Annotated in this window: 9 protein-coding genes; 8 read left to right on the forward strand and 1 reads right to left on the reverse strand. The window is 59.7% G+C overall.

Annotated features, from left to right (window positions below):
- Positions 1-72: 72 nt before the first annotated feature.
- The 6 genes from BLP82_RS07175 to BLP82_RS07200 all read left to right on the forward strand — a co-directional run bounded on the left by BLP82_RS07175 (position 73) and on the right by BLP82_RS07200 (position 5,265).
- A complete protein-coding gene (locus BLP82_RS07175) occupies positions 73-1,320 on the forward strand; it encodes a hypothetical protein (RefSeq protein WP_092166322.1) in 1,248 nt (415 codons plus the stop codon).
- Between the two features lie 46 nt (positions 1,321-1,366).
- Entirely contained in the window at positions 1,367-2,611 is a 1,245-nt protein-coding gene (locus tag BLP82_RS07180; RefSeq protein ID WP_092166323.1) for a hypothetical protein, read from the forward strand.
- A 59-nt stretch (positions 2,612-2,670) separates the two neighbouring features.
- A complete protein-coding gene (locus tag BLP82_RS07185) occupies positions 2,671-3,414 on the forward strand; it encodes a molecular chaperone (protein ID WP_170842277.1) in 744 nt (247 codons plus the stop codon).
- Between the two features lie 45 nt (positions 3,415-3,459).
- The gene (locus BLP82_RS07190) at positions 3,460-3,942 is read left to right on the forward strand and encodes a CS1 type fimbrial major subunit (protein WP_092166325.1); all 483 of its coding nucleotides are present in this window, start codon (positions 3,460-3,462) and stop codon (positions 3,940-3,942) included.
- Between the two features lie 241 nt (positions 3,943-4,183).
- Positions 4,184-4,693: a CS1 type fimbrial major subunit gene (locus BLP82_RS07195; protein ID WP_092166326.1), complete on the forward strand. Its 510-nt coding sequence runs from the start codon at positions 4,184-4,186 to the stop codon at positions 4,691-4,693.
- 80 nt (positions 4,694-4,773) lie between these two features.
- A complete protein-coding gene (locus BLP82_RS07200) occupies positions 4,774-5,265 on the forward strand; it encodes an adhesin (RefSeq protein ID WP_092166327.1) in 492 nt (163 codons plus the stop codon).
- Positions 5,266-5,552: 287 nt separating this feature from the next.
- Here the strand turns inward: BLP82_RS07200 and BLP82_RS07205 are convergent, their stop codons facing one another.
- Positions 5,553-8,660, reverse strand: a complete 3,108-nt coding sequence (locus BLP82_RS07205; protein ID WP_092166328.1) for a transglycosylase domain-containing protein — start codon at positions 8,658-8,660, stop codon at positions 5,553-5,555.
- A 361-nt stretch (positions 8,661-9,021) separates the two neighbouring features.
- Here BLP82_RS07205 and BLP82_RS07210 point away from each other — a divergent pair, with 361 nt between their 5' ends.
- Entirely contained in the window at positions 9,022-9,480 is a 459-nt protein-coding gene (locus BLP82_RS07210; protein ID WP_092166329.1) for an REP-associated tyrosine transposase, read from the forward strand.
- 596 nt (positions 9,481-10,076) lie between these two features.
- Positions 10,077-11,498: an amino acid permease gene (locus tag BLP82_RS07215; RefSeq protein ID WP_092166331.1), complete on the forward strand. Its 1,422-nt coding sequence runs from the start codon at positions 10,077-10,079 to the stop codon at positions 11,496-11,498.
- Positions 11,499-11,529 lie beyond the last annotated feature (31 nt).

Raw genomic sequence — 11,529 nt, forward strand, 5'->3', positions numbered from 1 at the left:
AGGCTTGCTCCCACAGTGAAGTTTCCCCACCAAAACCTGCAAGGATTCGCATTGATGTATGAGGTTGTATAGATGAAACCCTTATCGGTAGCCGTGCGCAGCGTGGTTTCGCTGTTGTTGCTTGCTTGCGTGCCTGCTGCCAATGCCGTGAGCCGGGACATCACTGCGATATTCAGGCCTGATGCTTCGAAACCCCAAGAAAATACTTTTCGCAATACCACTCCGGTCAGTGGTTATTGCGCGACTTATCCGGATCAGTGCGCGCAGGCCAAGATGTTCAGCCTTCGATTACCCGTTACATTCGGTTCGGCAGGCCCTATCCAGGCTAGTCATGGAAGCGTTCGACAAGGGGCAATGTTCAAAGTACCTGTTGACTGGCGTCCAGCACAGGTTACTCATACTGCTACAGGCGAAACTGAAATCGTTGAACTGCGCTTTTCGGGTATTGGTTCCAGATACCGAATTCCTGGAGGTGTGGCCAATCTAGTAGGTGGCGGCGTGAGCGACCTTGTCGCCCATCAGAGGTTATGGAGAGGCTCCTCCTGGGTGAATGCTCCAACCCCATGTGGAATCACTGGTGTTGGCATCTACAGCTTTATGGATTACGAGTTTTTTTGGAAAACTCCACGAGAAGGAATTTGTTCCAAACAAGCCCTTTATCTGATCCCCGAAATGCGCTACACCCACCTGGATTTTGCCTACGAGCTGCGCACCCCTAATCCATTGGGGATGTCGTCCGGTCAATACGCAGGAACGCTGACATATAGCATCGGGCCGGGCCAGGACCTCGACCTGGGCGACGTCATGATCCCTAATGATTCGGTGCTCACCCTCAACTTCAACCTGACCGTCGAACACACCCTCAAGGTCGAAGTCCCCCCCGGCGGCAACCGTGTGGAACTGGTGCCCCAGGACGGCTGGCAAGCCTGGCTCAATAGCGGGCGTAAACCGACGCGGCTGTTCCGCGACCAGCGCTTCCATATCTCCGCCTCTTCCCGTTTCAAGATGGGGCTGGAGTGCCAGCACATCAGCGGCAATACCTGCGCGATCACCGAAACCGGCAGCGGGCACGCCGTGCCGGTGGACGTCAGCGTGACCCTGCCCGATGGCTTGACGGACGCCAGCGGGCAACCGGTCAACCGGCGCCGGCTGTTGCGCGATGGCAGTGGCACCGAGTTGTTCCAGCCGGGCTTATATGTCGACCGCCGGTTGGGAATGCTGCACTTCGAGGTCGGCCGAGGCAGCGTCGAAGAGATGCTGGACGGCGGCGCCACGCGCTATAGCGGCGACGTCACGGTGATCTGGGATTCGGAAGTTTAAAAGGCATGGCTTGGCCAGTCCGAGCCGATTTGAGGGTGGGGTTTAGATGAAGCAGTTACCAGCAGTGCGAGGCATGGTTTTGGTGATGTTGTTGGCTTGTGCATCCACGGCCAGTGCCGTGAACAAGGAAGTCACCGCCGTCTTCAGGCCGGACCCCTCGAAACCCAATGAAAACACCTTTCTCAATACCACGCCGGTATCGGGTTATTGCGCGCTGTATCCGGCGGTATGCGAACGGGAAAAGATGTTCAGCCTTCAAGTGCCCATCGTTTTCGATTCGACCGGCCCCATCCAGGCCAACCACGGGAGTTCTCGGCAAGGTGCCATGTTCGATGTGCCCGCCACCTGGCGGTTGGCCCAGGTGACCCATACCGATACTGGCGAAACCGAGATAGTTCAAGTGCGCATTTCCGGCGTTGGCTCGCGCTATCAACTTCCCGTCAGCGTCGTGGAACTGGTGGGTGGCGGCGTGGATAACACGACCGCCCACAGGAGGTTATGGGGCGGTTCTAGCTGGATGTATGCGCCATCGCCATGTCGATCCACCAATTTCGGGACCCTGAACAGCTTGATCTATAACTTCTTCTGGAAGACTCCAGTCGAAGGCGTGTGCGCCAAAAGGGCCAGTTATTTGATTCCTAGCATGTCATACCTACATCTGGACTTTGCCTACGAGTTGCGCACCCCCAACCCCTTGAAAATGTCATCCGGTCAATACACGGGCTCAGTGTCCTATGGCGTGGGGCCGGGGCAGGACTTTGACATGGGGGACGTCATGATCCCCAACGACTCGGTGATCACCCTCAATTTCAAGCTGGACGTCGAACACACCCTCAAAGTGGATGTACCCCCCGGCGGCAACCGCGTCGAACTGGTCCCCCAGGAAGGCTGGCAAGCCTGGCTGAACAGCGGGCGCAAACCCACGCGACTGTTCCGCGACCAGCGTTTCCACATCTCCGCGTCTTCGCGTTTCAAGATGGCCATCGAATGCCAGACCATCAGCGGCAACACCTGTGCGATTTCCGAAACCGGCACCGGTCACGCCGTGCCGGTGAACGTCAGCGTGACCCTGCCCGAGGGTTTGACGGATGCCGCCGGGCAACCGGTCGCCCGTCGCCCGTTGTTGCGTGACGGCAGTGGCACCGAATTGTTCCAGCCCACCTTCTACGTCGACCGCCGGCCCGGGATGCTGCACTTCGAAGTGGCGCAAGGCAGCGTCGAAGAGATGCTCGACAGTGGCGCCAAGGCCTACTCCGGCAACGTCACCGTGGTCTGGGATTCGGAAGTTTAAACGGCCTGTCGGCCAGGATTTTTAGTGAGTTGCGTTAAATGCATGAGGTTGGAAAAACGATGAAACATCTATTGGCATGGGTTGGACTCTATCTGTTTTGCGGCGTGGCCCAGGCCGGTCCGCAGATCGGCGTCGGGGTGGTCTACGACTACCTGGACGGCAACAAGACCACCTACATGAAGCGGATATTCAATGGCGGCACGTCCACGGCGTTCGTCAAGGTCAACATCCTGGAGATTATCTATAACGAGGACGGCACCTATCAGGAAGTGCCGCTGCAGAACCAGGCCAGTGCCCAGGCCAAGGACGGGTTGATGGCCAGCCCGGCGCGGCTGATCGTGCCGGCCAACGGGGTGCAGGGCACGCGCTTGCTGTTCATGGGGAACCGCGACAAGGAGCGGTACTTCCGCGTGCGCTTCGTGCCGGTGGTGCCGGAGGCCGAAGACGAGTTCGCCATCACCAAGGAGGAGCGCGAGGAATACAAGAAGGAGCGCGTCGGGGCGGGGGTCAAGGTGCTGGCGGGCTACGGCACGGTGTTTTTCGTACGGCCCAAGGACACCCGCTTCGAGACCGTGATCGATGACGGCGCCAATCGCTACCAGATACGCAATAACGGCAACAGCGTGCTGGTGATCGATGAGTTCAAGGACTGCGAAGCGAAGAAAGAGAACGAGTGCCGGCCCACCACCAAGCACCACATCATGGCCGGTCGGACGTTTTCGTTCGACAAGGAGGCGGGGCGTGAATACCGCTTCACGCTGATCGAAGGCAGCGAGCAGAAAAACGTCGAGATCAAAGGTTGACGGTCGCCGTCGCCGAACCGTCGTTGACGCCACAGGTAATCAAATATGTTCAAGACACTGGTACGCCCCCTCGCACTGAGCGCCCTTATATTGCCCTGGGTCCAGGCCTGGGGCGCGGTCGAACGGGAAACCTTCGAGGTCTACGTGACCATCCCCACCGCCGACTTTCATGTGGTGCCCCTCGACCCGCAACTGGTCCAGCGCGAACAGCGCTTGCCCTTCAGCACCATCACCGGCGAGCTCAGCCCGTTGCGGGCCACCTACGAGGTGAAGAATAGCAACGGTGCCATCGGTGCCCGCCTGGGGGAAGAAGCGTACCTGTCCAATGGACGTGAGCGCATCGATCTGCGGGTGACCTTCAACGGTGTCGCACTGACCCTGGATTCGGCCCAGGTGGTCACGGCCACCGAAGCCCGGCCCGGACGCCAGGTGCCGCTGGAAATCGCCGCCATCAGGCCCGATGACGATTACAAGCCGGGGGACTACTACGGCACGGTGCACATGGTGTTCGACGCCACCGCGCCGTAGCAACCGCGAACCCTGCGGCAAAGATCATTTGAACCAGCACTCCTGTGGCGAGGGAGCTTGCTCCCGCTCGGCTGCGCAGCAGACGCAACCAGTCCAGAGGCCGACAGTGTTTCAGGGAAGAGCGGGGGCGGCTGCGCCACCCAGCGGGAGCAAGCTCCCTCGCCACGGGGGGGTGTTGGGTCAGTGACGGTGGGGGCAAGTTTGCTCCTGCGCTTTTTATTACTACAAAAAGGTATCAAGCATGTTCAAGAAAGTTTTGTCCGTTATTGCTTTGGGGGCTGCTGCGCTAAGTTCGTCGCTGGTACTGGGCGCCGATGACGCACGTTCATCGATCCATATCGAGGCGAACATTCCGACCCAGCAATTCCACGTGCAGCCACGGGATCCGGAGTTTGGCAAGGATGAATACATGCATTACAACCCGGTGACCTACCAGCTCACCTCTTTGCGCCATACCTATGATGTGAAGAACACCGACGGTTCGGTCCACGCCTACCTCGAGAATGCCAACCAGACAGGTGCCATCCATCTGAGCAACGGTGTGGAGCATGTGACCCTGAGGGCGATATTCAACGGCGTGCCTCTGGACAACCGACCCCAGGAAGTCGTGGACGATGCCACGTCCACACCGGGTACCCAGGCTGAGATGCGTGTCGTCGTTGCGAGACAGCCCACTCGCCCACTGTCTCCAGGCGTGTACAACGCTGACTTCACCGTGATTTTTGACGCGGTGCCTCGGGTCAACCCCTGATTTTGTGGTGTGTGTTGCCTGTAACAGCGGGACGCAGGCAGCACTCCCGCATTTTCATAACCATAAAAAGAGTTTCAACCATGTTCGAAAAATTTGTATCCATCGCTGCCCTGGTCATTGTAGCTATGGGTTCTTCGCTGGCGTGGGCTGGCGATGACGCGCGTTCATCGATCCATATCAGCGCGAACATCCCGAACAAGCAGTTTCATGTACAGCCACGAAATCCAGACTTCGGTAAGGACGAAGTCATGCATCTCAATCCTGTGAACAGAATGTTGTCCCCAGTGCGTCAGATCTTCGATGTGAAAAACACCGACGGTTCGGTCCATGCCTACATTGAAGGGAATTCCTGGTTGTTCAACGGTACTTATGGAATCCACACTGTCACCATGTTCAACAACGTTTGGTTGGAAAAAGTGCCTAAGGAAGTGGTGGATGACGCTACGTCCACGCCAGGCATGACGGCTGAGATGCGCATCTTCGTCCCTCTCCCGGTTTCTCCCATGTTGTCCGGTTTGTTCACGGGGCATATCACCGTGATCTTCGACGCGGTGCCTCGGGTCAATCCCTGATCTCGGGTCAATCCCTGATCTCGGGTCAACCCCTGACCTGAGGGCAACCCCAGATCTGAGGGCAATCCCAGATCTGAGGGCAACCCCAGATCTGAGGGCAACCCCAGATCTGAGGGCAACCCCTGATCTTTGTGGCGAGGGGATTTATCCCCGTTGGGCTGCGCAGCAGCCCTGAAAGCCGACACCACGGTGGATCAGGTTAATGGCGTGCTTTTTTAGGGGCAGCTGCGCAGCCCAGAGGGGATAAATCTCCTCACCACAGGGTACTTGCACCACATTCCCGTGACTCATTGCCTCGCCACCAACGGCTTGCACTGGGTATGGCTCCCCGGTTGCAGGTAGGGCGAGAGAAACGGCGCCATGCCCTTGAGTACTTGTACCGGCAAGGCCGAGGTGAACTTGAAGTTCTGCGCCGACGCGCCCGGTACATAGGCGGTGAGGGTGCCGAAATGGCTGTCGCCGATGTAGAACACGAAGGTGGCGGTGCGGTTGATCGCCTTTGAACTGATCACCCGCCCACCGGCGCCAACGGCTTCGATGCGGTTGTCGCCGGTGCCGGTCTTGCCGCCCATGGCCAGCGGCGTGCCGTCGGCCAACTTGAAACTGCCGGCCACGCGTTTCGCGGTGCCGGCATCCACCACCTGGGACAGCGCACCGCGCAAGGCCTGGGCCACTTCCACCGGCATCACGCGCTTGCCGTTGTCCGGGTTGTTCACCAGCCGTGTCTCGTAAGGCGTGCCGACGGCAAAGTCGAGGCTGTCCACCCGCAGCGCCGGTTGGCGGATGCCATCGTTGAGGATGGTGCCCACCAGTTCGGCAAGCGCAGCCGGGCGGTCACCGGAACTGCCAATGGCGGTGGCCAGCGACGGCACCAGGTGATCGAACGGGTAGCCGACTTTCTGCCAGCGCTGGTGGATATCCAAAAAGGCCTCGATCTCCAGCATGGTACGGATGCGACTGTCGCGGGCACTCTTGTGCCGGCTCTTGAACAGCCAACTGTAGACTTCCTGGCGCTCGAACTGGCTGGCCTTGACGATCTGGCTGAACTTGGCGTCGGGGTTGTTCAGCAGGTAACCCATCAACCACAGGTCCAATGGGTGGACCTTGGCGATGAAGCCCTGGTCCGGCAGGTCATAGGCGCCGGGGCCATAGTTTTGGTAGAGCCGTTCGAGGCGTTCGTCGGTGAGTTTTTCGGCGCTCTTGGCTGACTTCAAATGGGCGCGCACGAAGCGGTTGAAGCTCTCCTGGCTGTCGTTGGGAAAGAAATAGCGGTGTACGGCGGCCAGGCGGATAGCGGTAGGGCGCATGCCGTCGAGGAACGTTTCCAGGCGCTGGCCGGTGTCCTTTTTCTGGTATTTCTTCCAGAACCTGAGCAGGAACGAGGTGCCTTCGCGGTCGGCGAATTGGGCCAGGTATTCCTGGCGGCGCGGGTCCTTGTCGTCCTTGAGCAGTTCGGAACTGTTGTTGGGCCCGGCATAGGTGGCGTAGCGCACCAGGTCGCGCATCAGGCGGATGAACGGCAGGTTGATGGATTCTCGCAAGGCGTCGCGCAGCGTGGGCAGGCGACCGTCGTCTTCCCTGCGGAAGTTGTGGAAGGTGTGCAGCCCGCCGCCGGTAAAGAACGCCTCGCCGGGGCTGGCCGAGTAGGTCCGGTCCAGCGCGGCCTCGAGCATCTTCGGCAGGCTGCGGTCGGTGTTCTGGATGAGGTAGTCGACGGCCCAGCGGGACAGGCGATCCTGCTCGGCGACTTCGGTTTTCTTCAACGCCGCCGGGGTCTGCTGGGCATAACGCTCGTGCAGTTCGGCGATGATCTGCAGGTAGGTGGTGAGCACCCGCAACTTGGCGGTGGAGCCCAGCTCCAGCTTGCTGCCTTCATTGATGTCGAAAGGCTGGTCGGTGCTGTCGGTCTGCACCCGCACCCGCGAGCCATCGGGAGTCAGTTCCAGCAGGGTGAAGCTGTAGCGCACCTGGGTGGTGCTGGTGGGGGTCAGCAGGCGTTCTCCCATCAGGCCGATCTCGGTCGCGAAGGCCGGGTCGGCCAAGCGCTTGAGGTAGTCGGTGGCCTGGGCCTGCAAATCGCTTTGCAAGGTGCTGGTGGCGGACAGGTCGAGGCGATCGAGGTCGTACAGCGGACGGTTGAGCAGGGCGGCGAGGCGACTGCGGGCGGCGCTGATGCCTTTGTTGGTTTCGTTGGGCTGCACGGTGGGGTCCTGGACCCAGTCGCGATAGCTGACCTTGCTCGCCAGGGCCGCCTCCGACAACGCCGCGTCGATCACGCCGTTCTGTGCCAACAGGCGGATGTGGCTGTCGGTCAGGCGCGCCAGTTCATCGTGACCCTTGGACAGGTAATGGGACGGCCGGCGCTGGGCGATCATCAATGACAGCATTTCCCGCAGGGCCAGGCCTTTTTCCGCCAGGCTCTGGGGATCGGTCGCGGTGCTGGCCAAGCGTTCATTGGCCCGATTGAAGTCGGCGCCGTACCAGACCCGCAAGCCTTCGGCCATGCCGTGGACTTCACCATGCCCCGGCACGGCGGAAAGCGGCACGCTGTTGAGGTAGTCGCGGATGATCCGCTGCCGTGCCTCGAGGGTTTGCGGGCCGGTCTGGTAAGCACGCACGCTGGCGGAAATCATCTGGCGGATTTTCTCCGCGCCGGACACGGTCAGGCCCTCAGGCGAGTGACGGTATTTCTCCAATTGTGTGGCCAAGGTGCTGCCCCCGGCGGATTGCCCCGGCAGGCTCAACAGCTTGGCGACTTGCGACCAGGCCGCCATGCCGAAGCGCGGCCAGTCCACGGCCGGGTTGGCCAAGGGTTGCTTGGGGTCGAGCAGAAACCGGTTCTCGATGAACAACAGGCTCTGCACCACCACGGGCGGGATCGCTTCGAAGTTCGCATACAGCTGCTGCGGGTACTTGAACTGATAGACCGGCGCGGCGCGGCAGTCGGTGATGGTCAATCCAGCCTGGATCTTTTCCGCGTAGGGCACGAACAGGCCTTTTTCGACGTAGCCCATCAACGCCGGCGAAAACCGCGCCTGGGCCTGGATAACGTAGTCACGCTTGAGCAGGCGCGGCAGGAACTCCCCCAGTGCGCTGTAGCCCAAGCGGCGGTCGAACGGGCCTGCGCCAGGGTAGACGATGGCATCGCTAGGCCCCGGCTGCACCGAGTAGCTCAGGGACTCGGCATACTTGCTGAGCTCCCGGGCCTGAAACCGCGACGTGCGCATCTCCTTGGCCACTGCGAGGCCGACCACCACCACGATAATCAGCAACAACAACCAGAATGCCCGCCAGCCATGCCGTGCGCGGCGTTTTTTTTGAGGTAAAGGCGCTTCTTCCATACGTTCAGTCGGGACCACAGGTTCATTCGAATCGGTTTGCCACAAAGCGCCCATAGTCGACTGATCCATTAAGCAGATTGATCGGACTTGCTTGAAGCTTAGACGGTGGTTGGCGTGGGGGAGGGGAAATTGTGGGCAACGGTCTGCCCTGGCCAGTAGCATCCCTTTGTGGCGAGGGGATTTATCCCCGCTGGGCTGCGAAGCAGCCCCAATGCAGATAACTCAATTGCCAGATACACCGGGGTGCAATTGGGGGACTGCTTCGCAGTCCAGCGGGGATAAATCCCCTCGCCACAGATAAGTCCCTACATCACAAGTACTACACAAGCTTCGGAGCATTCGCTCGACCTTCTCAGCGTCGATCAAACAACAGCATGGCTACGCTGCATCCAAACCCTCTCAAAGGAAGCAAGGAATGCATCCACGCCCCCATTCACATCGCTTGCGTCGAGGACGTTATTCGGAACAAGGGCGCGCCTACCTGGTGACAGCCGTTACTCATCAGCGCCGTCCTGTTTTTGCCAACTGGAAGGTTGGAAGATTGTTGGTTGCAGAATTCAAATGCGCCCATGATTCTGGTCTGGTGAACTCTTTAGCCTGGGTGGTGATGCCGGATCATTTTCACTGGTTGCTGCAACTCCACGACGGCCATCTGAGTCGTGTCATCGGTGCCACCAAAGCTCGATGCACCCATCGCGTCAACAGCATGACCGGAGCCTCTGGTCCGCTTTGGCAAAGCGGCTTTCATGACCGCGCGATTCGTGACAATGAAGAGCTGCGGCCCTCCGCCGACTACATCATTGATAATCCGCTGCGGGCTGGGCTGGTGGAATGTATCGGCGATTACCCTCTCTGGAATACTGCATGGCTTTGAAGTGACTCATGCTCCCTATCTGGACCGGGGAACATGGATTCCCTGTAGTGAGGGGATTTATCCCCGCTGGGCTGCGCAGCAGCCCCAATACAGGCAACTCGATTGTCCAGAAATACCCGGGCGCGGTTGAGGGGCTGCTGCGCAGCCCAACGGGGATAAATCCCCTCGCCACAAATAAATCCCCTGCCACAGATAAATCCACTGCCACAGATAAATCCACTGCCACAGATAATCCCCATCATAACGGGCAGTGGTGTCGGGAAAGCCTTGCGCTAGAGCCATCGCCCCATGCCAAAACATGACGCCGCACCATCACTGTGCAATACTCCGCGGCGTTTCCGAGTGACCTGAATCCCAGACAACACCTCTCCAAAAGCTGATTCTGGCGCAGTCTTATCCCTGAATTTCCCTGGTTTTACAGTGAATCTCTCTATCCCTGGCTTTTTATACTGCACGACCCGCTGATCCTGAGGTTGTCGTTCCACAGGACGGTCTGCTCACAAGACAGACCCGGTTTCGGCAAAGCGGCAGGCTTACCGGCCTGTGGCTTTGGACACTCGGTGGTTAATCCAATAACAAGACGAGGTTGTATCCCTATGCCTGTCGGCAATCATCTGCCCCATGGCGAGACCGCTCAGGGCGGTCCGCTCAAACGTGAACTCGGCGAGCGGCATATCCGCCTGATGGCGCTTGGCGCCTGCATCGGTGTCGGGCTGTTCCTTGGTTCGGCCAAGGCCATCGAAATGGCCGGCCCGGCGATCATGCTGTCCTACATCATTGGCGGCCTGGCGATCCTGGTGATCATGCGCGCCCTCGGTGAAATGGCCGTGCACAACCCTGTGGCCGGTTCGTTCAGCCGCTATGCCCAGGATTACCTCGGCCCACTGGCAGGTTTCCTGACCGGTTGGAACTACTGGTTCCTGTGGCTGGTGACCTGTGTGGCGGAGATCACCGCCGTGGCGGTGTACATGGGCATCTGGTTCCCCGACGTGCCCCGCTGGATCTGGGCCTTGGCGGCACTGGTCAGCATGGGCTCGATCAACCTGATCGCGGTCAAGGCCTTCGGCGAATTCGAATTCTGGTTCGCCCTGATCAAGATCGTCACCATCATCGCCATGGTCATCGGCGGCGTCGGCATCATCGCCTTTGGCTTCGGCAACGACGGTGTGGCCCTGGGTATTTCCAACCTCTGGGCCCACGGCGGCTTCATGCCCAACGGCGTGTCCGGCGTGTTGATGTCCCTGCAAATGGTCATGTTCGCCTACCTGGGCGTGGAGATGATCGGCCTGACCGCCGGTGAGGCGAAGAATCCACAGAAAACCATCCCCAACGCCATCGGTTCGGTGTTCTGGCGGATCCTGCTGTTCTACGTCGGCGCGCTGTTCGTGATCCTGTCGATCTACCCGTGGAACGAGATCGGCACCCAGGGCAGCCCGTTCGTGATGACCTTCGAGCGCCTGGGCATCAAGACTGCCGCCGGCATCATCAACTTCGTGGTGATCACCGCCGCACTGTCGTCCTGCAACGGCGGCATCTTCAGCACCGGGCGGATGCTCTACAGCCTGGCGCAGAACGGCCAGGCCCCGGCCGGTTTCGCCAAGACCTCGGCCAACGGCGTGCCGCGTCGTGCATTGCTGCTGTCCATCGCCGCGCTGCTGCTGGGCGTGTTGCTCAATTACCTGGTGCCGGAAAAGGTCTTCGTCTGGGTGACCTCCATCGCCACCTTCGGCGCGATCTGGACCTGGGTAATGATCCTGCTGGCCCAGCTCAAATTCCGTAAAAGCCTGAGTGCTTCGGAGCGTGCGGCCTTGAAGTACCGCATGTGGCTGTACCCGGTCAGCTCGTACCTGGCGTTGGCATTTTTGGTGCTGGTGGTGGGGCTGATGGCGTACTTCCCTGATACACGGGTGGCGTTGTATGTCGGTCCGGCGTTCCTGGTGTTGTTGACGGTGTTGTTTTATGTATTCAAGTTGCAGCCGACGGGCGAAACCCACGGCTCGGTGCGGTCAGTGTCGTAAATTAACCGCGATATAAAAGAAAGCCCCGGTC

This window comes from Pseudomonas sp. NFACC37-1, from assembly GCF_900101575.1.
Taxonomy (GTDB): Bacteria; Pseudomonadota; Gammaproteobacteria; order Pseudomonadales; family Pseudomonadaceae; genus Aquipseudomonas; species Aquipseudomonas fluorescens_AA.